Below are 22,364 nucleotides of genomic sequence, written 5' to 3'. Positions count from 1 at the left end.
CCCAACCCCTCGCCGGGGCGCCCGCGCGCCCTGCGTCGTCTTGCGCCGGCTGTCGCTCCGCCGCTTGCGACGACAGGCGCTCCGTCGCGGGAGAAACCGAGGTCACGGCTTGCCGTCCTCAGCTCAATACATCGGCGTAAATGCGCTCGGCGTATTTGGCGACGTCGGTCGTGGGCTTGAAGATCGAAATGAGTTTCAGCTCATCGGCGTAGAGCGCCAGCTCCTTCTTGAGGGCGGCGCCGGTCGGATGGTGATGATGGGTATGGTATTTCGCCAGCGTGACCAGATCGGCGAGTTCGATCTTGCCGGGCGCGTAAGGAACATAGGTCGCCGCCGCCTCGGCCGGATTAAGCGCGGCGAATTCCGAGGCTTCGAGCAGGGCGAGGGCGATGCTGGCGGCGACCGGGCGATTTTCCCGGATCAGGCTGCCGCGCACGCCGACGATGCAGCAGACGCGCCGGGCATATTCGTCGGAGAGGTTGGAAGAGAGTTCCTTGAAGGCCCCGTCCTTCTGCCAGGTGAACGTGTTCGGGTCATTGTCCGCGAGGGCCTGGGCTTCGCCCTTTTCCACCGCCGCGCGCAGCAGCGGACCAGGAAACTGTTTGAATTCGACGTCGCTGTTGGGATCCAGTCCGGCCTTTTTGAGCCGGATCGAGAAGAAATTCTTGCCGGGCGAATTCATGTCGCTGACGGCAATGGTCTTGCCCTTGAGATCGGCGAGGCTCGAAAAATTGGCATTGGAGGGAACCAGCAGGCGCAGGCAGCCGCCATGGGTGCTGGAGACGATCTTGACGTCGAAACCTTGCTCCAAAGGCTTGAGCCAACGCAAGGCCATGCCGGCGGCGGCGTCGGCCTTGCCGGTCGCCAGCGTTTCCAGCAATTGGTCGGTCGATCCGGAATAATTGATCAGATCGACGTCCAGACCGTGCTTGGCGAAAAAGCCCTTTTCCTTGGCGACGGTGACGCCGACGAGGCAGGGAGCGCCGGCGTTCCAGGCGAAGGTGATTTTTTTCAGCGGGCCGGCGGCGGCGGCCGCGTCGGTGACGGCGGCCCGGCAGATCGGCAGGTTCGGCGCGGGTGGCGCAGCGATGCGCGGGGTGGCGAAAACGCGTCCTGCGGCGAGGCCGATCGGCGCGGCGACGCCGAGAGCGGCGGCGCCGGCAAGAAAGGCGCGGCGCGAACCTGGGTTTTGGGAGGGGTCCCTGTCCGTCATTGTACTGTTCCTTTTGCCGTCGAGGCGTTCAGGCGCAGCCTTGCGCTGCCGATCTTGGCGCCGCTGAATCTGGCTTGCCGGTTTGCCGTCGAATTCGATGCCGCGTTGAACCGCCTGGGCGGCGCACCTTCGCTGCAATGCAATAATCATATAGTTGATTAATTCTGTAGACAAGATAATTTTGCTAGCTGAGCCTCTGGATCGATGCGATAGAGCCGCGAGCTTCTTTGGCCGGCCCTTCGTTGCCGGCGGTTGAAGCCTTTGATGAAAGGCTTCAGGATCGCTCACAGCCTGAAACCATGAGTCTCCGATATGGCCAACAAAGTTTTCGCCGCCTGCGAAACCACGATTTTCGAAATCATGTCGCGCCTTGCCGAGGCGCATGCCGCGATCAATCTGGGCCAGGGGTTTCCCGAGGGTCTGGAGCCGGCGGAGTTGATCGAAGCGGGCGTCGCGGCTTTGCAAAATGGGCCGCATCAATATCCGTCGATGATGGGCCTGCCGGCGCTGCGGCGGGCGATCGCCGAAAACGCGAAGCGCTTTTTCGCCATCGAGGCCGACTGGGAGCGGGAAATTCTGGTCACATCCGGCGCCACCGAGGCTTTATGCGACGCGTTTCTCGGGCTGCTCGATCCCGGCGACGAGGTAATCCTGTTCGAGCCGGTCTACGACAGCTATGGGCCAATCATCCGCCGCGCCGGCGCGATTCCGGTGGCGGTGCGGCTGGAGCCGCCCGAATGGCGATTGCCGCGCGAGCAAATTCGCGCGGCGATCACGCCGCGCACCAAAGCCATCGTCGTCAACACCCCGATGAATCCGATCGGCAAGGTTTTCGACGCCGCCGAATTGCGGTTTCTGGCGGACTGCCTGCTGGCTCATGACCTCGTCGCGGTCTGCGACGAAGTCTATGAACATCTGGTGTTCGATGGGGTCAGCCATCTCAGCCTGTTCGCTTTTGCCGACGTGCGCGATCGGGTCGTGCGGATCGGCTCGGCGGGCAAGACCTTTTCGGTGACGGGGTGGAAAATCGGCTATGTCATGGCGCAGGCCGAGCTTCTGACCCCAATCGCCCGCGCGCATCAATTCATTACTTTCACCACGCCGCCCGCGCTGCAGACGGCGGTCGCCTTCGGGCTCGGGATGCCCGACGCCTATTTCTCGGGGCTCAAAACCACGCTCGAAGCGCGCCGCGATTTTCTTGTCGCCAGCTTGCGCGGCCTTGGCTTCGAGGCGCGGCCGGCGTCCGGGGCCTATTTCACCATCGCCAAAACGGGCCTCCTCGACAAGGACGGCGACGACCTCGCCTTCTGCCGCCGCATGACCGTCGAAGCCGGCGTCGCCGCCGTGCCGCTGTCGGCCTTTTTCTCGGGGCGCGATCTGCAAGGCTATATCCGCTTCTGCTTCGCCAAGACCCGGCCGACTTTGGAACAGGCGACGGCGCGGCTCGCCGCCTGGCGCGACCGGGGCGGATTTTGAGCGGCTGAAGGAGATCGGCGCGCGCTGTTGCAAAACAAGCGGGAGAAAAAAATTCTGCAAAAACGGCAAAAGTCATTTGACATAGTTGATTTAATTTATAGACTAAATTGGACGCTCGCCGCTCCAGCGGGATTTCGTCCCGCCGGGGGCGGCGCCGACAGGGAAGCCCAGGGAAGCCATTGATGGACCGGATCGATCTGCATATTCTCCAAATCCTTCAAGAGGATGCTTCCGCGACTGTGGCCGACATCGCCGGGCGCGTCGGGCTCTCGCCGACCCCGTGCTGGAAGCGGATTCAAAAGCTCGAAGCGACGGGCGTGGTGCAGAAGCGCGTGGCGATTGTCGCGCCGCAAAAGGTTGGCATTGGCCTGAGCGTGCATATCGCCATCCAGGCCGGAGACCATTCGGCGGATTCGCTCGAAAGTTTCGTGCGCGCCGTCTCCGCCATGCCGGAAGTGATGGAGTTCAGCCGGCTGGCCGGGGAGATCGACTATGTGCTGCGCGTGGTCGCGCCCGACATCGCCGCCTATGACGCCTTCTACAAGCGGCTGACCGCCATCGTGCCGCTCCGCAGCGTCTCCTCGCATTTCGTGTTGCAGAAGATCAAGTCGACCACGGCGTTGCCGCTCGGCCTCTCCCGCGCGGAGGAGGATAATTCCAGCAAAGGTTTTAGCGGCGAACGCGGGGCGGCGCCTCGGCGGGTCGTCGCCCTGCGTACGCTCTGATTTGCCCGCGGCGCGCCGACGCCGGCGGCGCGGCGGTTTTTTTGAAAAAACGCCCGCTAAATCGAATAGGTGAATGAATCATAGGCGAGCTGGCCCAGAATCTGGTCCATGTCGCGATAGGGTTCGTTCTTTTGCGCGGCGCTGACGACTTTCGCCGGGACGCCGGCCACCGTGGTATGGGCGGGAACCCGTTGCAGCACCACCGATCCCGCCGCGACGCGCGAAAATTCTCCGATCTCGATATTGCCGAGGATTTTGGCGCCGGCGCCGATCATCACGCCGCGCCGCACCTTCGGATGGCGGTCGCCGGTTTCCTTGCCTGTGCCGCCGAGCGTGACATTCTGCAGAATCGACACATCGTCGTCGATGGTGGCGGTGGCGCCGACGACAAAGCCGGTGGCGTGGTCGAGAAACACGCCCTTGCCGATGCGCGCCGCCGGATGAATGTCGGTCTGGAACAGGTCCGACGACCGGCTTTGCAGATAAAGCGCCAAGTCGGTCCTTTGTTCGCGCCATAGAAAATGCGCCAGTCTATGGGTCTGGATCGCGTGATAGCCCTTGAAATAGAGGAAGGGCTCGATGAAACGGTCGCAGGCCGGGTCGCGGTCGATGACGGCGGCGATGTCGGCGCGAAATCCCGCCACGATTTCCGGGTCCCTCGCCAGCGCGCGCTCGAAAACGGCGACGATCTGTGCGGCTGAGACGTGATCGTTGGCCAGTCGCCCGGCGACCCGATGGACGATGGCGTCCTCGAGACTGTCGCGCTCGAGAATCGTCGCGCGCAGAAGCCGGGCGAGATTGGGCTCGCGCGCGAAGGAATCCTCGGCCTCTTCGCGCAATTTTCGCCAGAGCGGATCTTTTCCAAGATTCGGATGGAGGTCGCCCGCCGATTTTCGCGTGGCGGCGATCAAGGTGAGATGGCGGGGTTTCGACGACATTCGAGGCGCCCCTCAAAAGCCGCGCGCGGCGGAACGGTTGCGGTCGGTTTGTTCGGCGGCGCCGGACGGGTCCGCCTCTCCGGTCAGGCTGAAAAAACCCCGCTTCTGAATTTCACGCGCCGCGCGTTCGGCAAAATGCGGCCCGGCAAAGGCGACGCCTTCGAGTGGCTGGAACAGCTGTTGCGAGGCGAAGAAATGGAAAGCCTGCCCCGCGTGGTCGCGGGCCACGATGCCGGCGGTTCGTCCGGCGATCTGAATGATGTAGGCGTGGGCCATGGTCCGCTTCGCGGCGCCCTTTGTCCGGGGCCGTTCCCTTTTTTGGAGGCAAATGTTTTAGCCGGAGAGAGAAATATATTGTCTATTGAAATAGTCAACTAAAAGCTTCGGCGAATTTGCCTTTCGGCGCAAGACAAGAAAGCCTGGGCCCGACCGAAGGAGCCCAGTCCCAGCACCCGCCCCAAATGGGACGCCCGACAATTCGGCCGTCCCTGAACGGGTCAGTTGAGCAGGTTGGCGACCTTGTCGATCCCGGCCCTGGCGCAGGCCTCGTCCTTGTCGCCGCCCGGCGCGCCGGAAACGCCGACCGCGCCGATCACTTCGTCGCCAATTCGGATCGGCAGCGCGCCCTGCGCCGCGATGACGCCGGCCAGATGCACCGCGCCGGTGGTCGGGTTGTCTTTCACCCGTTGCGCGAATTCGCCGGAAGGCGCGCTGAAGGTGCGCGAAGTATAGGCCTTGCGCAGGCTGTTCTCGAAAGTGTGGGGCGGAGTCCCGTCGCCGCGCAAGGAGGCGATGGACTGGCCTTCGCTCCCGACCACGTGGACGGAGACATGGTAGCCCTGCTGCGCACAGGTCTCATAGGCGGTCTGGGCGATGGTCGCCGCCAGCGACGCCGGCAGGAATTTCCGGGCGGGAAGTTCGGCCGCGGCGGGCAGGGCATAGGCCGTCGCCAGCGCGGCGAGGGCGAAAAAGCGGGTGCTGGGTTTCATTCGCGCCGTCCTTCACAAGGAAAAGCCTTTGGGCTCCGGCGCGCATTATAAAAGGGATAAAAATATAATAAAGATAGGAATTATCGAAAAATGACCGCCGCGCTCAGCGGAGGGGCGTGTCGCCCCTCTGGGTGCGCGCCCGCATCGCGGCGATGGAGGTGCGGTCGAGAATCAGCGCGATCGAATCGCGCACGTCGAGCATGATGTCGCGCACCGCGCAGGCGTTTTCGTCCGGACAGTCTGCACAGGGACGGTAGGCCGTGCGGCTGGCGCAGGCGATCGGCGCGAGCGGTCCGTCGAGAATGCGGATGATCTGGCCGGCGGTGATGGCGTCGGCCGGACGCGCCAGCTGGTAGCCGCCGCCCTTGCCCTTCTTGCTGGCGAGAATGCCCGCCTTGGTCAGTTCGAGCAGGATCGCGTCGAGAAATTTGCGCGGAATCGTGTTGTCCTCGGCGATCGTCGCTGCGAGGCTGACGCCCTCATGGCCGGCGAGATGGATCAGCGCCTTCAGCCCATATTTCGCTTTATTCGATAACATGAGATTCCAGATAGGGGTTGGCGGGTTTGCGCCGAGTCTCCGCGCCCGCAAGGTGTGGAGCCTGTTTACAGGACATTCGCGCCGGAGTGTAGCGGCGGGCCGCCGGTTTTTCCAAATTTTCCTGTGAAGTTGGAAAATTTTGCCATGTTTTGCGGATTTTTTGTCAAGGGAGCGCTTTTTGCGCGCCAAATGCCGGGCATTCTGCCCCATTCAGCCAAGCCGCCGGAAAACCGCCGGCAAAAAACCTTGCCTTTAAATCCTATCGAATATATAGAGTATTGACACGTCAGTCTTAACGATAGGCCCAGCGATGACTTCAGCTTTCGCGCCAGCAGATCTGGTCGATTCCGCTCCATCCGAACAAGGCGTTCTTGCGGCGCTCGCCGGCGCCCAGAATCTGTTGACGCTCAAAAGCGCCCGCCAGCACTATTTCGCGGAAGCCGTCGCGATCGGCGTCTATGCGCTGATCCTGGCCGCCGCGCTGAATTATCAGGTCCAGCCGCAGGCTGCGCCGCCGGAAGAGCCGCTGGAACTGGTGATGGAGGCCCCGCCGCCGCCGGTCGAAGAGCCCAAGCCGCCGGAGCCGCAGGCTGTGCAGCCGCCCGAGCCGCAGGTCGAGGAGCCGCCGCCGCCGCCGGTGGTCGAGAAGGCCGTCGCCCCGATCGAGCCGCCGAAACCCAAGCCGATCCCCAAGCCGGTCGTCAAGCATGTAAAGCCGGTCGAGAAAGTTGAGCCGAGGCCGGTCTCCAGAGCGCCGGAACGCCGGCCCACCATTGCCGCGCCGGTCCGCACCGCGCCGCCTCCGCCCGGCGCCACGCCTTCGGCGATCGCCAACCAGATTCATGCGCGGCTGATGCGCGCGGCGGCCAATGCCTATCCGGAGTCGCAGAAGCCGCGCTCGGCGCGCATTTCCTATCGGGTGTCGGTCGACGCCTCGGGCCATATCACTTCGTTCAGCATCTCGCCCTCAGGCAACGCCGCCTTCGACTCCGTCGCCTCGCGGCTGGGCGGAAGAATCGGCACGGTCGACGCGCCCGGTCGCGCCGCCTCGCTCTCGGGCGTGATCAGCTTCGCCTATCGGTGACGTCATCGTCGTGCCGGGGTCGCTTTCAGATCCTGTAGGAAGCGCAATTTCAAACTTCAAATCCAACCTCCAAAACCCAAATCCAACTTTTGAAACCCAAATCCAACCTTTGAAACCAAGGAAGCGAAATGAGCGATCAGATAGTCAACGCCGCCGCCGGCGCCGCGCATAGCCTGTCCCCGGTAGATTTGTTTCTTCAGTCCGATACGGTCGTCAAAGTGGTGATGACTCTGCTGGTGCTGGCTTCGGCCTGGGGCTGGGCGGTGATCCTCGACAAGGAAATCCGCCTGAAGGCGCTGAATTCGCGCGCCGCCAAACTGATCGCCAGCATCCAGAACGACTTTCCGCTGACCCATCTGGCGCCCGAGTTCGTTCAGACCACAGCCAGCGATCCGCTGGTGCAGGTCTACCAGGCCGCCGCCGACGAATATACCCGCTCGTCCGACCTGATCTCCACCGAGGCGCAACGCGACGCCGTGCAGGAGCGGGTGCATCGCGCGGCCAACCTCGCCAGCGCCTCGGCGATCGGCCACCTGCAATCGCGGCTCGGGAGTCTGGCGACCATCGGCGCGGTCTCGCCCTTCGTCGGCCTGTTCGGCACGGTCTGGGGCATCATGACCTCGTTTCAGGGCATTGCCGCGTCGAACAACACCAGTCTTGCGGTGGTTGCGCCCGGTATCGCCGAGGCCTTGTTCGCCACCGCGCTCGGACTGGTCGCGGCGATCCCGGCGGTGATTTTCTATAACCGCATCGGAACCGAAATCACCAATTACGGCAAGAAGGTCGCGAGCTTCATCGGCGTTTTCGAAATCGAATTGTCGCGCCAATTGTCCAGGAAGGGAGAGCGTAATGGCCTTCGCGTTGCGTAATCAGGACTCCGGGTCCGACGTTCCGCCGATGGCGGACATCAATGTGACGCCGCTCGTCGACGTGATGCTGGTCCTGCTGATCGTCTTCATGGTCGCAGCGCCGCTGATGGCGGTCGGCGTTCCGGTCGATCTGCCGAAGGTTCAGGCCAAACAGCTCAACGATCAGAAGCCGCCGATCGTCGTCAGCATCGATTCGACCGGCGCCTATTTCATCGACCAGACGGCGATCGACAGCGATCAACTGCTGCCGACCCTGTCGTCGAACAGCGAAAACGACAAGGAGCGCCGCATCCATGTGCGCGGCGACCGGACGATCGCTTACGGCAGGGTGATGGAGGTCATGGGCCTCATCAACGGCGCCGGATTCACCAAGGTTGCGCTGGTCGCGGAAGCCCCGGGGCAATCCGCGAGCAAGTGATTTGCTCCGGGGGGCGAAAAGCGCAGGGAAGCCGGAGGTCGGGGGTCCTCCGGCTTTTCCTGTTTTTGCGGCCGAATTTGAAAAAGCCGAACTTTGAAAAAGCGGTCAGGCGTCGCGAATGTCTTCATAGGCGAGGACGAGATGCGCGACGACCTCTTGCGCGCCGAGACTGCGATAGGAGTGCGGCACGTCGGCGTCGAAGTGGATAGCGTCGCCGGGCGAGAGCCGATAGGCGGGCTCGCGGCCGGAGACGATCTCCAGTTCGCCGCTCACGACCAGAATATTTTCCGACGTGCCAGGCGCATGGGCCTGGGAATTTTCGAGATGGCCCGGCGCGATGGTGAGTTCGTAGATTTCCACCCTCGGTTTGAAACCGAAGGCCGTCAGCGCGCGCGAGCGGAAGGCGCCTTCGCTCGAAGCCAGCACATTGGCGTCGCTCTTGCGGATGATGGCGGCGCCGCCGCGCCGCGGCGTGGCGATCAGGCTGCCGAAGGATACGCCGAGCGCATTGGCGATTTTCCACAGCACGTCAATGCTCGGCGCGCGCTCGCCGTTGGCCACGGCGGTGAGCAGCTCGGGTTCGGCGCCGGTGAAATCGGCGAGCTTTTCGAGCGTGACGCCGTCCTGCCGGATTTGCGCGCGCAGCCGGGCGGATATCACCAGGGTCAGATCCTGCTCCGTCACCGGCGGACCCACGACATGTTTCGCATTCATCGCCAAAAACTCCGTATATATTATAAAATATATAGAATTAATATTCTAAATTCGTCAAGCGCCGCCGCCTGCTATTCCATCGCCCGCGGCCCCGATACATAGTGGGCGAGGGCGGCGATTTCGCTTATCGAGAGGCGATGGGCGATCTCGTTCATCACGGCGCCGGGGCTGTTCGCCCGGTCGTCCGCCTTGAAAGCGTTGAGCTGGTTGATCAGATAGGATTCGCGCTGACCGGCGAGCGCCGGGATCGGCCCGGCTCCCGTATCCGCGCCCGCGCCCTTCTCGCCATGACAGGAAGCGCAGGCGGGCAAGGCGCGCGACGGATCGCCATTGAGATAAAGCGCCCTTCCGGCGGCGCTGAAATTGTCTTCTTCGCCGCTCCAGCGCGGCGCGGATGAAAAATAGGCGGCGATGTCGGCAATGTCGCGCGGCGACAAGTCGGACGCCATCGCGTTCATGATCTCGCTTTTCCGCGCGCCCGACTGGAAATCGCCGAGCTGCTTGCGGATATAGCCGGCCCATTGGCCGGCGAGCTTGGGGTAATGTTCAGCGGTTCCAAGCCCCGCCTCGCCGTGACATTCCTGGCATTGCTCCGCTTGGGAGCGGATCTTGCCATTTGCCGCATCGCCCATGCCTGACGCCGCATGAAGCGAAGGCGCCAACGACAAGGCCGCGAACAACAGACCGAGCGCCGCATAAACACGACCGGTGCGAAATCGTTTGCTTTGCAAGGCGAGGCCTTCCAGCGAGGAAAAGAAACCGGCGCCGGGAAACCCGGCGCCGGAAATGGCACTTGCGCGTATGAAGCGTTTTCGAGCGAAGACGTCAGAACTTGGTGCGCAAGGTGGCGCCGATCGTCAGCGGATCGACGTAGCTGATGCCGCCGAGAGCGATGTTGCTGGAGAGCGACTGCGTCGTCATCGCGCGCACATTGCCCAGGTTCTTTGCCCAGATCGCTACGTCATAGCGGTCGTCCGGCGTCTTCACGCCGAAGCCGGCGCTGAGGAGCGAGTAGGCGCCCTGCCGGAGGGTGTAAAGCGTATAGCTGGGCGGCGAGAACAGCGTCGCGCTCTTGAAGGCTTCGTTGACGTAAACATAGCCTTTCAGGTTCGTGCCGAAATATTCGCCGAGGTGATGCTCGTAATTGGCGCCGATGATGAACGTGTAAGGCGTGACGTTGGAAATTTTCTGGTGGGATAGGTTGACCTGCGCGCTCGGATAGACTTGGGCGAAGTCCGCCGCCGGGGCGGCATTCGGGAAACTCCAGTACCAGGCGCCATTATAGGCGGCGGCGACATTGATCCAGAGGTTGTCGATCGGCGAATAGCGTCCTTCGAGTTCGAAGCCCGCCAGCCGCACCGACGGGATATTGCCGAGGAAGCTCTTGTTGATGACGTTCAGGTTGCCGGAAGTATCGGTATAGGTGTAGTAGCGCGCCAGCGTCGCCTGGAAGTTGGTAATGGTGTTCAGATAGGCGTTGGCGTTGAGGATAAGGTGGTTGTCGAGCCAGTTCGACTTGAAGCCGGTTTCATAATCGATCGAGATTTCGGGCTCGGTGATGATCGGCAGGGAGCCGACGACGGGATAGACCTCTTTTTGGTTGTTGATGGCCGAACCCGTGTAATAAACCGGCACCGCTGTCGTATTGGCGGCGCCGGATTTGACGCCGCGCGCCACGTTCACATAGGCGGTGATATTGTCGTTGAACCTGTAGGACGGGTTGATCAGGAAGGAAATGGAATTGGTCTTCTGCTCACCGGCTTGGAAGAAATTCGTGCCGCCGGCCGCCGAGATCACGTAATTGGTGCGCAAAATGCTCAGGCTCGGAGAGAGAGGCGCGCCGCCGAAATAATAGCCATGGTCGGAAGCCGTGCGGTCTTCGAACGAGTCGCGCAGACCCAGGGTAAGCGCGGCGTGTTCGTCGTAGTGATAGGTGCCCTGGCCGAAGGCCGCGAGCGTCGTGATTCCTGCCTGGCCATAGAGATCGGATTCGACGCCGTTGAGAATATTCGAGGCGTTGACGCCTGTTCCGGTGGTGTTCCTCTGCTGCGAGCCGACGGCGTCCACACCATACTGAGACCGGTTGTTCGTCGTGATCAGGTTGCGCAGGAAGTAGGTTCCGGCCGTCCATTCGAATTTCTCGCCGGTCGCCGAGGACAGGCGCGTCTCCTGCGAATATTGGTTTACGCCGACGTCGTAGCCGCTGATGTTGTTCTGGATCGTCTGAATGCCGTAATTGCCGTTGCTGTTGTTGGGATGGAAATCGAAATGCGCGAAAGCCGAGACCGAGGTCAGCAAGAGATTGCCGATATTCCAGTTCAGCTCGTTCGACACGGAGTTCGTGTGGGTAATGAGGCTGCCGATATTGGTGGAGACGATGGCCTCGGGCTGCGCGACGATGCGGTTCGCATATTGCGGGTAGAGAAAGCCGAGCGCCTGATTCGGATTGTTGAATGTCGCTTTGAGCCCTTGCGGATTGGTCACGGAGATGGAGCGCGCCGTTCCGTTGAAATAATAGGCATATTGGTCTTGCCAGGTGCCATTGCTGTTGTTGGTTTCGTTGGTGGCGTCATGTTCGTATTTGAAGCGATCGGTGATGTCGCCGAAAGTGCCGAGCAATTGCCCGCGGAAGCCCCAGCGATCGGTGTCCTGCCCCTTGGGAGCAGACGGGTAGTAGAGATTGGGCAGCCAGCCGTCCTGTTTGGCGCCGAACAGCGAAACGCGATAGGCGATGGTGTCAGGGATCAGCGTGCCAGTGTTGGTGAAGGTTTCCTCGACCAGCCTGCGGGTGCCGAACGTCGTTTCGGTCGTCGTCTGCGGCGTGAAGCTCGGCAGGTTGGTGTTGACGATCACCGCGCCGGTGGTCGTGTTCTTGCCCAACAGCGTGCCTTGCGGACCGCGCGCGATCTGCACCGAATTGATGTCGTAGAGGCGCAGCCACGAGAAGCCGATATAGGAATAGAACACATTGTCGACAATCAGGCCGACGTCGCCTTCCGAGCCGTCGGCGCCGCCCGAAATGCCGGTGATGCCGCGAAGTCCGTTGGCGCTGGTGCGCGGATTGGTGACGCTGGGCGTGAAGCTCGGAACGCGCTGGACGACGTCCGACCATTTCTCGATATGCTGCTGTTCGATCCTCTTTTCGCCGATCGCCGAAATCGGCAGCGGGACGTCCTGGTCCTTTTCGGCGCGGTCGCGCGCGGTGATCGTGACTTCCTCGATCACGGCTGAGGTGGCCGAGGCGGGCGCGGCGGCCGCCGCCGGGGCGGCTGCGGCGGGCGCCGCCGGCCTGGTCTGTTGCGCCAAAACCGGGGAGACAAGCCCGAGAGCGGGCAGCGCGACGGCGCCGCCGATCAACGCGATGGGCAGGGCCCGGACGCTGGACAACAGCGCCTGCCGACGCTGGGCGAGAGATGAACTCATAATGTGACCTCTGAGTGACAAGTTTCGTTCGATCCGCCGGCGTTTTCAGGGTGTTGCGCGACCCCTTTACCCATTGGATATTTATCCTATCAATTTAGTATGATTTTGGACTTGGCTTTGAGTCAACTGACGGTCGCAAAAAACCAACCTGAATATTCGATTAACAAATGCCGCGTTGCAAAAAGAACACAATCCGGCCATCCCGTAGCCGCGGCAAATCCTTCGTGCCAAAGGCCCTAATAAGCCGCATTTTTTCCGAAAAACCCTATCTAAAAATTCGCCGTCCCTGAAAAGCCGAGGGGTCGGAATAAATTTTTCCGAAGCCGCGAAAAGTTTGTCTCTCGCGGCGCCGGACCGCCCCGGGGCAATGCAAAAATCGCGCTTCTTGCGCCGAAAATCTATTGTCAAGCCGCAAGAATCCCTTTATTCCTATCAGTTGAATAGGTTTTAGGAGCGGAATTTCCCGCCCCCTCCCGTTCACCGGTTCGCGCGCCTCGCGCCGCCGTCCCCTTTAGTTTTCAGGGGCGCGGAGGGCATGCGGCCGGTCCGGAATTGGCCAAGGCAAGCGTCTGCGGAACCTGACGGCCGAAAACCGGACAGTCGAAAAAACGGGACAATCGAAGAGGTGAGAAACTGGCGATGACAACCAATAGATCGAAGGCCCTGGGCGCCGTTCTGCTCAGTTTCACTTCTTTCGCCGCCCTCAACGCGGTCGAAAGAGCGGCTTATGCCCAGTCCGCGTCGCCGCAGACTGCCGCCGCGACGCCCGAACAGGTCGCCGCCGACGCGCGGGCGGCATCCCTCAAGGCGCTCGCTGCTTCCGTAGAAGCGCTGAACGCCCTCGCCAAGGCGCTGGCCGCGCTGCCCGCGCCCGCCGCCCCGGCGACCGCGCCACCGGCCGCCCAGGCCGCCGCCGCTCCGAAGGCCGCCGCCGCTCCGAAGGCCGCCGCCGCGCAGGAGTCTGCGGCCGCCGCCTTGCTGGCCGCTTCGAGAGGGAGCGCCGCCGCGGCGCCTGCTCCCGCTCCGGTCGCCGCCGCTCCCGCGGTTGCTGCGCCCGCTCCGGCTCCTATCGCCGCCGCTCCCGCCGCCGCCGCGCCGGCGCCGGCCGCGGTCGCCTCCGCTTCGGCGCCCGCGCCTGACGCGGCGGCGGTCGCCGCCGCATCGCCGCCGCACTGGTCGACCCTCCCCGTGGTCGCGCCCGCCTTGCCGCAGGTCGCGCAGAAGGATTGGGTTCGCAATCCGATCGACGCCTTCGTTCTTGCCAAGATCGAGGCCAAGGGCCTGAAGCCTTCGCCGGACGCCGACCGCGCCGCCTATATTCGTCGCGCCACGCTGGACGTCTGGGGCCTCATTCCCTCGCCGGAAGAAGTCGCCGCCTTCGTCAACGATGCGTCGCCGGACGCTTACGAGAAACTCGCCGATCGTCTGCTCGCCTCGCCGCATTATGGCGAGCGTCAGGCGCGCCGCTGGCTCGATCTCGCGCGCTACGCCGACAGCGCCGGCTTCCAGGGCGACGCCACGCGCCAGAACTATTACCGCTACCGCGATTATGTCATCGACGCCTTCAACGCCGACAAGCCCTATGATTTGTTCATCAAGGAGCAGATCGCCGGCGACGAGCTTTTCCCCGGCGACCAGAACGCCCACATCGCCACCGGATTCCTGACCGGCTATCCGGATAATCCGAATTCGCGCGATCTGGTGCAGAGGAAGTTCCAGATCACCACCGACATGGTCGATACGGTGGGCTCTTCGATTCTCGGTTCGACGGTTGGCTGCGCGCGCTGCCACAACCACAAGACCGACAAGTTCACGATGAAGGACTATTATTCGCTACAGGCCTTCTTCGCCAACACCTCGACGACCGAGGATTTCCCGGCCAAGAAAGGCCCTGCCGAGGAAGCCTATGCGAAGAACCTCCAGAAATATCTGGATTCGATCAAGGAACTCGAGGACAAGCGCACCGCCCTGCTGGCGCCCTACAAGCAGGCCGCGCTCACCTATCACAAGGAGCGCTATCTCACCGATTCGCGCGAGGCGATCTTCAAGCCGGAAAAGGACTGGACCCCTCAGGACCGTTGGGTGAACCACCGTCTGGTGAACAAGAACGTCACCAATGACGACATCATCGGCGGCGGCTACCTGCGCTATATCGCCGACGACAAGGAAGCGCCCGGCCACGGACCGGAGGCCAAGAAGAACTTCGAGGACTATCAGAAGCTCACCGTCGAACTGCGCAAGTTCGACATTCAGAAGCCGCAGCGTGGCTCGGACACCTTTACGGGCGTCGAGGAACTGGGCCATGCCGACGCGCCGAAGACGTTCATCTTCTCCGGCGGCAATCATGAACGGCCGACCGACGAAGTGCTGCCGGCCTTCCCGGCCAACCTGACCGAACAAGAGCCGGTGATCAAGCCCACAGCCACGTCGTCGGGCCGCCGCACGGCTCTGGCGAACTGGATCGCCAGCCGCGAAAACCCTCTGACGTCGCGCGTTTACGCCAACCGCGTCTGGAGCCAGTATTTCTCGACCGGCATCGTGCGCACGGTCAATGATTTCGGCAAGGCCGGCGACCGCCCGACCAACCAGGAACTGCTCGATTATCTGGCCGACAACTTCGCCCAGAAGGGATGGAGCGTGAAGCAGCTGCATCGCCAGATCCTGCTGTCGAACACCTATCGCCAGTCCTCCGATTATCGCCCGGAGGTCGCCAAAGCCGATCTGGACAACAAGCTGCTCGCGGTGTTCCCGCGCCAGCGTCTGGAAGCCGAGGAAATTCGGGACGCCCTGCTTGTCGCTTCCGGCAAGCTGGAGGATCGCGTCGGCGGCCCGAGCGTGTTCCCGCCGGTCCCGGCCAACCTCGGCGCCGCCCAGCTCGCCTGGCCGGTGTCGAAGAACCCGAAGGACTGGTATCGCCGCAGCGTCTACATCTTCACCCGCCGCAGCGTTCCCTATCCGCTGCTCGAAGCCTTCAACGCGCCCAACACCCAGCAGGTGCACGCCACCCGCGAAGTGACGACGACGCCGTTGCAGGCGCTGACCCTGATCAATGACGAACAGGTGTTCCAACTGACCCAGGCCATCGCCGGCCGCGTCATTCGCGAAGCCGGACCCGACGAGAACGCCCAGTTCACCCGTCTGTTCCAGATCCTGTTCAGCCGCAATCCCGACGATTTCGAGAGAGCGGCGCTGGCGAGGTTCCTCGACGATCACCAGAAGGTGCTCACCCGCCGCATCCTCGACGGCAAGTTCACGCTGGCCGAACCGATCGCCCTCAAGGAAGACGAGATCTCCAATCCGATCCGCCTCTCCGCCTTCGTCGATCTGGTTCACACGGTCGTGAACTCCAACGACTTTGTCTATCGCTTCTGAATTTCAGCACGTCACGGAAGGACCCATAACATGTCACTGCAATCAAGACGCCAGATGCTGTTTCGCACGACGCTCGGGGCAGGCGGCCTCACCTTGAGCTCGTTGATGCCGGGCGGCGGCATCTTCGCCGCCAGCGCGGCGGAACTCGCCGATCCGCTGGCCCCCAAAAACCCCCATTTCGCCGCCAAGGCGAAATCGGTGATCTGGCTGCACATGGACGGCGCGCCGTCGACGCTCGACCTGTTCGATTACAAGCCCGAGCTGATCCGCCTCGCCGGACAGGAAGTCCCGGCTTCCTTCCTGCAGGGCATCAAGACTTCGACCCAGGGCGGCGTCGGCAAGCTGTTCGCCTCCAAACGCGAGTGGAAGCAATATGGCGAGAGCGGCGCCTGGTTCTCCGACCTTGTGCCGAACATCGGCAAGCACGCCGACAAGATCGCCTTCATCAAGGACAGCAAGACGGTCGGCGCGACGCATGACATTTCGATCCTGAAACTCAACACCGGCGACGTGCAGCCGGGCCGTCCGTCGCTTGGCGCCTGGGTTTCCTATGCGCTCGGTTCGGCGAACCCCGACCTGCCGTCCTATGTCGTGCTCTATGACGGCAATCGCGAGCCGACCGGCGGTTCGGTGAACTGGAGCTCGGGCTTCCTGCCGGCGGTCTATCAGGGCACGGCGTTCCGCCCCGGCGATTCGCCGATCATCGATCTGGACCACCCGGAACTGGTGTCCGATCCGCAGCAGCGCGAGGAGCTAAATCTGCTCAAGGCGCTCAACGAGCACCGCTCGGCGCTGCGTCCCGAAGACACCGAGTTGCTGGCCCGCTCGCGCTCCTATGAACTCGCCTATCGCATGGAGAAATCGGCTCCCGAGGCGATCGACCTGTCCAAGGAGACCGACGCGACCAAGGAAGCCTACGGCCTCAACGACAATGCGACCAAGGGCTATGGCACGAATCTCTTGCGGGCCCGCCGTCTGGTGGAGCGCGGCGTGCGGTTCATCCAGGTGGTTTCGGGACCGATCGCCGACACCGGCGGCGTCGATCGCAACTGGGACGCCCATTCGTCGCTCGAAAAGAACCATTCGGGCCATACCAAGGCCGTGGACAAGCCCATCGGCGCCCTGCTTCAGGACCTGAAGGATCGCGGCCTGCTCGAAACGACGCTGGTGGTGTGGACCTCGGAATTCGGACGCACCTCCTATGGCCAGTCCGGCGACGGACGCGACCATAATCCGTGGGGCTATACGCAATGGCTGGCGGGCGGCGGCTCCAAGGCCGGCTACACCCATGGCGCGACCGACGAAATCGGCCTGCGTTCGATCGGCAAGGGCGTCGATACCTATGACGTCCATGCGACCGTGCTCAATCTGCTCGGCCTCGATCATCTCAAGGTGACCTACCAGCGCGCCGGTCGCCGCGAACGTCCCACCGTGGTCTACGGCGAGGTGGTTCCGGAGCTGATCGCCTGACCGTCCATTTTTGAAATATCGAAAACACGCCTGGAAGGTCATCCTTCCAGGCGTTCGTTCGACAAAATCGGGAAAACCACTCCACGATGCGCAAGTTCACGATGCTTTCGACCCTGGCCGCCCTTCTGGTCGCCGCTCCGGTTTTCGCGGAGCGGGTCACCATCGATCTCAAGGACTACGACGACGATCTGATGCATGACATCGAACGGGCGATCAAATATTTCGAGCCGGATATTTCCGGGCAGAACGCCGACGCGGCGCGCGACGACGCGGCGGAATTGCGCCGGGGCTTCACCTATACGCATGACTATTTCTCGAAGAAGGGCAATACCCAGGACGCGGTCGAAATATCGAAACAGGGTCTGCAATGGCTCGACACCGTGCTCAAGGAACTGGATGCCGAGAATTACGAGGCGGCGGCGGAAGGCGCGCGCGAAGTGTCGAAAGCCTGCCGCAACTGCCATGACACCTACAAGCCCGACAAGGCGCGATTCTGAGGGAGCCAAGGGCGGCCTGAAGGCCGCCGGTCCAGTTGCCGGTCTTGGCCTCTCGTCATCCGTCGCACGTCCGCCGTCGGGCCATGCGCGCGAATGGCTTCAACCTGGGGCCCGGCGCCAAATTCCATATCGAGACCATAAATTCTTGAAAAACAACATGTTATTCGCGAAAAGAAAATTTTGAACGCCTCTCTTGAAATGGCTTTTTCCTTTTCTAATTCGATTATTGTCGGGCGCTGACGTGGCTCGACCGAACCGGCGCCGGCAGCGTCCGGCGTTGCCCAAACCCATGTTGCTCATTGGAGGATGTGGCTATGCGGAACATCGACTTCGACCCGTTCCGGCGGACCAGCATCGGCTTCGACCGGTTGTTCGCCCTGATCGACGAGACCCTCGAACCCGAGGGACGCTATCCCCCCTATAATATCCTGCGCACCGGCGAGGATTCCTATCGCGTCTCCCTCGCGGTGGCCGGCTTCGCGCCGGGCTCGATCGGCGTCACCCAGCACCAGAACGTGCTGACGGTTTCGGCGCGCCCTGCGGAAAAGGGCGACAAGGCCGAATATCTCTATCGCGGCATCGCCGGGCGGGCGTTCGAGAAGCGCTTCAACCTTGCCGATTATGTCGAGGTTTTGGGCGCGACTTTCGAGGACGGCCTGCTCCACATCGACCTTGTTCGCCGCGTGCCGGAGGCGATGAAGCCACGCCGCATCGCCGTCGGCGTCAACACGACACCCGGCGCCGGAGAAAGCGTCAAGACCATCGAGCACGAGAAGGCGGCCTGAACCGGCGGCCTGAGCGAAAAACACGGTCCGGGCTGGAGGTCCGGACCCGAACGACGTGACATGGAGCGACTAAAATGAATCATGATTTTCGAAAATCCATTCGTCGGGACGCCGCCCGCCGCTGTGCAGACGCGGCGCGCTTCGACGACCTTCTTCATCCGGCGCGGGCGTTCGACCGTCCGTCGGACGTCGTCGAAGACTCCGACCTGACGCTGAACGAAAAACGGGCGATCCTCGCGTCATGGGCCTCGGACGCCTGCGCTGCGGCGGCGAACCCGCTGCTACGCGAGGCCGCCGGCGGCTGGGCTGCAAGTTGGGACGAGGTCATGGATGCGCTCAAGCAACTCGATGCTCAGGCGGCCGGGTCGGCGCCTGTCCGCTTCGACCCGGAGCTGTTCTGGTGGCCGCGTCGGGGCCTGCGAGGCGGAGAGGGCGGCGGACCTAACCACGGGTCCACAGCGGCTTGAGGCCCGGTCATGCCGATCGCCAAACTTCTGGCCATGGCCGCCCGGGAGGAAACCGGAAACAAGAGAGATCGCTTGACTCCCGCCAACGACAACGACCCCAGGGGGCCGCCGCCCGCTGCGGCGTCCCGAATCGCGCCTCGTCGCGCCTTGAGGCGGCTGTTGCGGCGTCCGGCATTCTGGTTCGGCGGACTGCATTCTAGCCGCGCGCAAGGCGAAGACGCCGAGCGAGCGACAGCCAAACGCATCGAGTGATCGAGGCGGCGGTCGCCTTTGGCTTCGCGTTCAATAATCGCCGGTATCGGTCGCCGCCGGGGCGTGGGTGACGATATAGGCGAGGGCGATGGCGATCGCCACGCCCAGCAGCGCCGCCAGCCAGGTCCGCGACGCATGGATCGCTTCTTCCGCCGGCACCGCGTCAACGGGCTTGCGTCCCGTAAACATGGCCCGCACCAGATTTTCATGCAGGAAAATCTTGTGCGCGGCCACCGCCAGCACATGCAGCGCCACGGCGCCGGCCAGCCAGTAGAACAATTTCTTGTGGATCGAGGTCAACGCGAGGCTGAACTCCTTGGTGACATAGCCGTAGAGCGGGCCGAAATTGAATATTTCGTCATTGCCGAACAGGCCGATAATGCTTTGAACGGCCAGCGCGCCGAGCAATAGGATGACCATCAGCGCGCCGAGCGGATTATGGCCGGGATAATGCCGGTCCTTGCCGGCGACCAGATCGCGCGCATAGGTAAGTGTTTCCGAGGGACCGCGAAGAAAATTCCAGAAGCGCGCGTGCCGCGTGCCGACAAGGCCCCAGACGAGGCGGAAGGCCACCAGCACGATGACCGTATAGCCCGCCCAGACGTGGTATTTGAAATAGCGAACGCCGAGTTTGTTGGTGACAAAGGCGGCGGCGACAGCGAGGACCAGGCTCCAGTGGAAGATCCGCACCGGCAGATCCCATACCTGCCGCTCGGTTTCCATACCCTCCTGCGGCGCCGGTTGGACTTCCTGCGACTTGGGCGGAACTTCCTGCGACCTGGATTGGACTTCCTTCGTCTTGTCCTGAAATCCGATCGCTTCTTCGTAAGAGGACATGGTCGGCGGCCTGTAGCTGCGCAGCGCCGAAAGCGCGCTCGGGTTTCTTGGGTTCTTTTTAAAAAACACCCTGAATTCGGGAAGTTCAAAGCCTAGCACGACGCCATGGCGCGGCAAGAGACCCCGGGTCTCGAAAGGCATCCGGACAGGCGCGCGCAGGGCGAGGACGCACGCCTGTCCGGTCGGCCCTGTGAGGAGGAACAGGGCGCGACGGTGAAACAGGTTTCTATTTCAACTTGTAATCGTCGTGGCAGGACTTGCAGTTCTGCGCCACCGCCCCGAGCGCGACCTTGACCGACTCGGTATAGCCCTTCTCCCTGGCGTTGACGTCGGACAGCACGACCAGATTGTCCTGGAATTCCTTGAGCTTCTTCTCGAAATCCGCGCGATTGGTCCAGATTTCCGGCTTGGCCTTGGAATCGGGCTCGCCGACATTGGAAATGTCGGGAAAGGCTTCGTTGAGCAGGCCGGACAGAAACAAGACGCGGGTGATGCGCTTGTTGACATCGGCGGCGTCATAGGGACCGCCATCCTTTAACAGCGCGCCGAGCGGACGGAAATTGGAACCGATAAGCGTGAAAATGGCCTTGCGGACGCCGACGGCGGCGCGTGCGGCATTGGCGCCGCCAGCGGCGGCGGGCGCGGGCGCGTTCTGGGCGTAAGCCGTCAGCGCGCAGCCGGCCCCGAGGGCAAAGGTCAGGCCGATGAGGGCGGCGCGGCGGGCTTTAAGAAATTGCGGGATCATGCGTCAAAAACTCCTGATTCGACTTTTTGTTTGGCTAGGCTTGGTTAAGTCAGGCCGGGTCTGAAACTTCGGCGATCAGCCGCGGAGGGTGCGGTTGAACAGTTCGAGGGTTCGCGCCCAGGCGAGATCGGCGGCGGCCTGATCGAAACGCGGTGTGGTGTCATTGTTAAACCCGTGTTCGACGCCCGGATAGACATAGGCCTGATATTTCACGCCGGCCTTTTGCAACGCCGCTTCATAGGCGGGCCAGCCGCCGTTGATGCGCTCGTCCTTGCCGGCGAATTGCAGGACCAGCTCGGCCTTGATCGCGCCGACCTGGTCGAGCGGCGGCGGCGCGCCGTAAAAGGGCGCGCCGGCGACAATGCTCGGCACGCGGGTGGCGAGAAAGTTGACGATGCCGCCGCCATAGCAGAAGCCGACGACCCCGACCTTGCCGTTGCCGTCGGGCAGATTTTGCGCATAAAGCGCGGCGGCGACGAAGTCCTCGCGGGTCTTAGGCTGTTCGAGCTTCGGGAAAAGCTCGCGCGCCTTATCCTCGTCACCGGGATAGCCGCCGAGCGGAAACAGCGCGTCGGGTGCGAAGGCGATGAAATTGTCCACCGCGAGCCGCCGCGCAATATCCTCGATATGCGGATTCAGGCCGCGATTTTCGTGGATGACGAGCACGACCGGCAGCTTGCCCTGCGCATGGGCCGGGCGCGCCAGCAGTCCGCGCACCTTGCCATAGCCCTGCGGCGAATCGATCTCGACAAATTCAATCTTGATCCGGGGATCCGCCGGCGGAATTTTCTGCGCGGCGGCGAAGCGCGGATTGAGCGCGTCGAGCAGTTCGACGGCGGTGGCGCCGCTTACCGCGGCATAGGTCGAGGCGCTTGTCAGAAAGCCGCGCCGGGAGGTCAGTCCATGCACATAGCGGTCGAACAGGCGCAAAACTTCCGGATGGAAGTCGCTGGCCTTGCTCAAGGCCTTCACGGTCAAAGTCTTGTCGTCGCTCATGGCGGGCTCCGTCGGGCGGGTCGGCGCGGCAATCAGGGTTTTGGGGAGTCGGCGGCGGTCGAAGCTGCGGCGGCGACGGCGGGCGCAACGGCGGCGGGAGCGGCGGCGACCGGGCGCGGAGTCGGGATGGCGACCTTCACGATGGCTCCACCCTCCTCCTCATAGACCTGCGAACCGACGGCGCCGACGACCGGGAAACCGTGGGCCGCGAGGTAATCGGCGGCCTTGCCGGCGCGGGCGGCATGGTTGGAGACGGTGACGATCGGGCGGTCCTTGGGAATGAAGTCGATGTTCTTTTCGAGATCGGCGGCCTGCACGTTCAGATAGACCGGAAAAGTGCCGATCTTGGAAATTTCGTCGGGGCGGCGCAGATCGACGAACAACACATGGCTCGGAACGGCGAGCAGGGCGTCGATGGAGGCGCGATGCAGTTCCGGCGTCTTGAAATTATAGACGAACGCGGGCCGCGCCGGCGCCGCCGGCGACGGGGTCTGGGCGAAAACCGGCGAAGCAAGGGTAGCGGAGAGCAGGAGGAGAGGCAGAATCTTGCGCATGG

General features: G+C 62.8%; 23 protein-coding genes. 11 read left to right on the top strand and 12 right to left on the bottom strand.

All coding sequences use genetic code 11. The features are described from left to right. Positions 1-118: 118 nt before the first annotated feature. Positions 119-1,213 (bottom strand): ABC transporter substrate-binding protein, encoded by a 1,095-nt coding sequence (locus QZY01_RS07560; protein WP_294535372.1) that lies wholly within the window; start codon positions 1,211-1,213, stop codon positions 119-121. 312 nt (positions 1,214-1,525) lie between these two features. On the opposite strand from QZY01_RS07560, the gene QZY01_RS07555 reads away from it, so the two are divergent. Together QZY01_RS07555 and QZY01_RS07550 are read left to right on the top strand one after the other, a co-directional pair. Continuing rightward, positions 1,526-2,689 carry an aminotransferase gene (locus QZY01_RS07555; RefSeq protein WP_294535370.1) on the top strand — a complete coding sequence of 388 codons (1,164 nt, stop codon included), beginning with the start codon at positions 1,526-1,528 and terminating at the stop codon, positions 2,687-2,689. Between the two features lie 182 nt (positions 2,690-2,871). Further along, positions 2,872-3,414, top strand: a complete 543-nt coding sequence (locus QZY01_RS07550) for an Lrp/AsnC family transcriptional regulator (RefSeq protein WP_294535367.1) — start codon at positions 2,872-2,874, stop codon at positions 3,412-3,414. Between the two features lie 56 nt (positions 3,415-3,470). On the opposite strand, the gene cysE is transcribed toward QZY01_RS07550, so the two are convergent. The 4 genes from cysE to QZY01_RS07530 form a co-directional block, all read right to left on the bottom strand. Continuing rightward, complete coding sequence (cysE, locus tag QZY01_RS07545) at positions 3,471-4,352, bottom strand: serine O-acetyltransferase (RefSeq protein WP_294535365.1); 882 nt, start codon at positions 4,350-4,352, stop codon at positions 3,471-3,473. A 12-nt stretch (positions 4,353-4,364) separates the two neighbouring features. Continuing rightward, complete coding sequence (locus QZY01_RS07540) at positions 4,365-4,628, bottom strand: hypothetical protein (protein ID WP_294535362.1); 264 nt, start codon at positions 4,626-4,628, stop codon at positions 4,365-4,367. Between the two features lie 221 nt (positions 4,629-4,849). Then, entirely contained in the window at positions 4,850-5,341 is a 492-nt protein-coding gene (locus QZY01_RS07535) for a heme-binding protein (protein ID WP_294535359.1), read from the bottom strand. 103 nt (positions 5,342-5,444) lie between these two features. Then, complete coding sequence (locus QZY01_RS07530; protein ID WP_294535357.1) at positions 5,445-5,879, bottom strand: Rrf2 family transcriptional regulator; 435 nt, start codon at positions 5,877-5,879, stop codon at positions 5,445-5,447. A 310-nt stretch (positions 5,880-6,189) separates the two neighbouring features. Here QZY01_RS07530 and QZY01_RS07525 point away from each other — a divergent pair, with 310 nt between their 5' ends. The 3 genes from QZY01_RS07525 (at position 6,190) to tolR (ending at position 8,250) form a co-directional block, all read left to right on the top strand. Next, positions 6,190-6,963 carry an energy transducer TonB gene (locus QZY01_RS07525; protein ID WP_294535355.1) on the top strand — a complete coding sequence of 258 codons (774 nt, stop codon included), beginning with the start codon at positions 6,190-6,192 and terminating at the stop codon, positions 6,961-6,963. A gap of 128 nt (positions 6,964-7,091) precedes the next feature. Beyond that, the gene (locus tag QZY01_RS07520; RefSeq protein ID WP_294535353.1) at positions 7,092-7,832 is read left to right on the top strand and encodes a MotA/TolQ/ExbB proton channel family protein; all 741 of its coding nucleotides are present in this window, start codon (positions 7,092-7,094) and stop codon (positions 7,830-7,832) included. Further along, positions 7,813-8,250: a protein TolR gene (gene tolR, locus QZY01_RS07515; protein WP_294535351.1), complete on the top strand. Its 438-nt coding sequence runs from the start codon at positions 7,813-7,815 to the stop codon at positions 8,248-8,250. The genes QZY01_RS07520 and tolR overlap by 20 nt, the downstream gene beginning before the upstream one ends. 105 nt (positions 8,251-8,355) lie before the next feature. On the opposite strand, the gene QZY01_RS07510 is transcribed toward tolR, so the two are convergent. From QZY01_RS07510 to QZY01_RS07500, 3 genes are all read right to left on the bottom strand, one after another. Then, positions 8,356-8,964: an XRE family transcriptional regulator gene (locus QZY01_RS07510; protein ID WP_294535347.1), complete on the bottom strand. Its 609-nt coding sequence runs from the start codon at positions 8,962-8,964 to the stop codon at positions 8,356-8,358. Between the two features lie 71 nt (positions 8,965-9,035). Next, positions 9,036-9,695: a c-type cytochrome gene (locus tag QZY01_RS07505; RefSeq protein ID WP_294535345.1), complete on the bottom strand. Its 660-nt coding sequence runs from the start codon at positions 9,693-9,695 to the stop codon at positions 9,036-9,038. Positions 9,696-9,789: 94 nt separating this feature from the next. Further along, positions 9,790-12,387 (bottom strand): TonB-dependent receptor, encoded by a 2,598-nt coding sequence (locus QZY01_RS07500; RefSeq protein ID WP_294535341.1) that lies wholly within the window; start codon positions 12,385-12,387, stop codon positions 9,790-9,792. Between the two features lie 639 nt (positions 12,388-13,026). Here QZY01_RS07500 and QZY01_RS07495 point away from each other — a divergent pair. The 6 genes from QZY01_RS07495 to QZY01_RS07470 all read left to right on the top strand — a co-directional run bounded on the left by QZY01_RS07495 (position 13,027) and on the right by QZY01_RS07470 (position 19,230). Next, positions 13,027-15,759, top strand: a complete 2,733-nt coding sequence (locus QZY01_RS07495) for a DUF1549 and DUF1553 domain-containing protein (RefSeq protein ID WP_294535338.1) — start codon at positions 13,027-13,029, stop codon at positions 15,757-15,759. A gap of 30 nt (positions 15,760-15,789) precedes the next feature. Next, positions 15,790-17,229 carry a DUF1501 domain-containing protein gene (locus tag QZY01_RS07490; RefSeq protein WP_294535335.1) on the top strand — a complete coding sequence of 480 codons (1,440 nt, stop codon included), beginning with the start codon at positions 15,790-15,792 and terminating at the stop codon, positions 17,227-17,229. 86 nt (positions 17,230-17,315) lie between these two features. Beyond that, on the top strand, positions 17,316-17,726 hold the full coding sequence (locus QZY01_RS07485; RefSeq protein WP_294535332.1) for a hypothetical protein: 411 nt from the start codon (positions 17,316-17,318) through the stop codon (positions 17,724-17,726). A gap of 314 nt (positions 17,727-18,040) precedes the next feature. Then, a complete protein-coding gene (locus QZY01_RS07480; RefSeq protein ID WP_294535329.1) occupies positions 18,041-18,511 on the top strand; it encodes an Hsp20 family protein in 471 nt (156 codons plus the stop codon). A 74-nt stretch (positions 18,512-18,585) separates the two neighbouring features. Continuing rightward, on the top strand, positions 18,586-18,978 hold the full coding sequence (locus tag QZY01_RS07475; protein ID WP_294535327.1) for a hypothetical protein: 393 nt from the start codon (positions 18,586-18,588) through the stop codon (positions 18,976-18,978). 9 nt (positions 18,979-18,987) lie between these two features. Then, complete coding sequence (locus tag QZY01_RS07470; protein ID WP_294535322.1) at positions 18,988-19,230, top strand: hypothetical protein; 243 nt, start codon at positions 18,988-18,990, stop codon at positions 19,228-19,230. A 30-nt stretch (positions 19,231-19,260) separates the two neighbouring features. On the opposite strand, the gene QZY01_RS07465 is transcribed toward QZY01_RS07470, so the two are convergent. The 4 genes from QZY01_RS07465 to QZY01_RS07450 form a co-directional block, all read right to left on the bottom strand. Then, complete coding sequence (locus tag QZY01_RS07465; RefSeq protein ID WP_294535320.1) at positions 19,261-20,067, bottom strand: cytochrome b/b6 domain-containing protein; 807 nt, start codon at positions 20,065-20,067, stop codon at positions 19,261-19,263. Positions 20,068-20,293: 226 nt separating this feature from the next. After that, positions 20,294-20,812: a cytochrome c gene (locus tag QZY01_RS07460; protein WP_294535317.1), complete on the bottom strand. Its 519-nt coding sequence runs from the start codon at positions 20,810-20,812 to the stop codon at positions 20,294-20,296. Between the two features lie 75 nt (positions 20,813-20,887). Next, on the bottom strand, positions 20,888-21,808 hold the full coding sequence (locus QZY01_RS07455; protein ID WP_294535315.1) for a dienelactone hydrolase family protein: 921 nt from the start codon (positions 21,806-21,808) through the stop codon (positions 20,888-20,890). A gap of 32 nt (positions 21,809-21,840) precedes the next feature. Continuing rightward, the gene (locus QZY01_RS07450) at positions 21,841-22,362 is read right to left on the bottom strand and encodes a rhodanese-like domain-containing protein (protein WP_294535313.1); all 522 of its coding nucleotides are present in this window, start codon (positions 22,360-22,362) and stop codon (positions 21,841-21,843) included. Between the last annotated feature and the right edge of the window lie 2 nt (positions 22,363-22,364).

The organism is uncultured Rhodoblastus sp., from assembly GCF_903903185.1.
Lineage (GTDB): Bacteria > Pseudomonadota > Alphaproteobacteria > Rhizobiales > Beijerinckiaceae > Rhodoblastus.
The sequence above is the reverse complement of the archived record's forward strand: the minus strand, read 5'-3'. Positions and strand labels throughout refer to the sequence as shown.

What these genes read in the sequence shown, in the direction of transcription:
- QZY01_RS07475 (WP_294535327.1), top strand. Translation starts at nt 18,586, where the DNA reads ATGAATCATGATTTTCGAAAATCCATTCGTCGGGACGCCGCCCGCCGC.
- QZY01_RS07555 (WP_294535370.1), top strand. Translation starts at nt 1,526, where the DNA reads ATGGCCAACAAAGTTTTCGCCGCCTGCGAAACCACGATTTTCGAAATC.
- QZY01_RS07485 (WP_294535332.1), top strand. Translation starts at nt 17,316, where the DNA reads ATGCGCAAGTTCACGATGCTTTCGACCCTGGCCGCCCTTCTGGTCGCC.
- QZY01_RS07550 (WP_294535367.1), top strand. Translation starts at nt 2,872, where the DNA reads ATGGACCGGATCGATCTGCATATTCTCCAAATCCTTCAAGAGGATGCT.
- QZY01_RS07490 (WP_294535335.1), top strand. Translation starts at nt 15,790, where the DNA reads ATGTCACTGCAATCAAGACGCCAGATGCTGTTTCGCACGACGCTCGGG.
- QZY01_RS07455 (WP_294535315.1), bottom strand. Translation starts at nt 21,808, where the DNA reads ATGAGCGACGACAAGACTTTGACCGTGAAGGCCTTGAGCAAGGCCAGC.
- QZY01_RS07510 (WP_294535347.1), bottom strand. Translation starts at nt 8,964, where the DNA reads ATGAATGCGAAACATGTCGTGGGTCCGCCGGTGACGGAGCAGGATCTG.
- QZY01_RS07500 (WP_294535341.1), bottom strand. Translation starts at nt 12,387, where the DNA reads ATGAGTTCATCTCTCGCCCAGCGTCGGCAGGCGCTGTTGTCCAGCGTC.
- QZY01_RS07450 (WP_294535313.1), bottom strand. Translation starts at nt 22,362, where the DNA reads ATGCGCAAGATTCTGCCTCTCCTCCTGCTCTCCGCTACCCTTGCTTCG.
- QZY01_RS07495 (WP_294535338.1), top strand. Translation starts at nt 13,027, where the DNA reads ATGACAACCAATAGATCGAAGGCCCTGGGCGCCGTTCTGCTCAGTTTC.
- QZY01_RS07460 (WP_294535317.1), bottom strand. Translation starts at nt 20,812, where the DNA reads ATGATCCCGCAATTTCTTAAAGCCCGCCGCGCCGCCCTCATCGGCCTG.
- QZY01_RS07530 (WP_294535357.1), bottom strand. Translation starts at nt 5,879, where the DNA reads ATGTTATCGAATAAAGCGAAATATGGGCTGAAGGCGCTGATCCATCTC.
- cysE (WP_294535365.1), bottom strand. Translation starts at nt 4,352, where the DNA reads ATGTCGTCGAAACCCCGCCATCTCACCTTGATCGCCGCCACGCGAAAA.
- QZY01_RS07480 (WP_294535329.1), top strand. Translation starts at nt 18,041, where the DNA reads ATGCGGAACATCGACTTCGACCCGTTCCGGCGGACCAGCATCGGCTTC.
- QZY01_RS07465 (WP_294535320.1), bottom strand. Translation starts at nt 20,067, where the DNA reads ATGTCCTCTTACGAAGAAGCGATCGGATTTCAGGACAAGACGAAGGAA.
- QZY01_RS07535 (WP_294535359.1), bottom strand. Translation starts at nt 5,341, where the DNA reads ATGAAACCCAGCACCCGCTTTTTCGCCCTCGCCGCGCTGGCGACGGCC.
- QZY01_RS07560 (WP_294535372.1), bottom strand. Translation starts at nt 1,213, where the DNA reads ATGACGGACAGGGACCCCTCCCAAAACCCAGGTTCGCGCCGCGCCTTT.
- QZY01_RS07540 (WP_294535362.1), bottom strand. Translation starts at nt 4,628, where the DNA reads ATGGCCCACGCCTACATCATTCAGATCGCCGGACGAACCGCCGGCATC.
- QZY01_RS07470 (WP_294535322.1), top strand. Translation starts at nt 18,988, where the DNA reads ATGCCGATCGCCAAACTTCTGGCCATGGCCGCCCGGGAGGAAACCGGA.
- tolR (WP_294535351.1), top strand. Translation starts at nt 7,813, where the DNA reads ATGGCCTTCGCGTTGCGTAATCAGGACTCCGGGTCCGACGTTCCGCCG.
- QZY01_RS07525 (WP_294535355.1), top strand. Translation starts at nt 6,190, where the DNA reads ATGACTTCAGCTTTCGCGCCAGCAGATCTGGTCGATTCCGCTCCATCC.
- QZY01_RS07520 (WP_294535353.1), top strand. Translation starts at nt 7,092, where the DNA reads ATGAGCGATCAGATAGTCAACGCCGCCGCCGGCGCCGCGCATAGCCTG.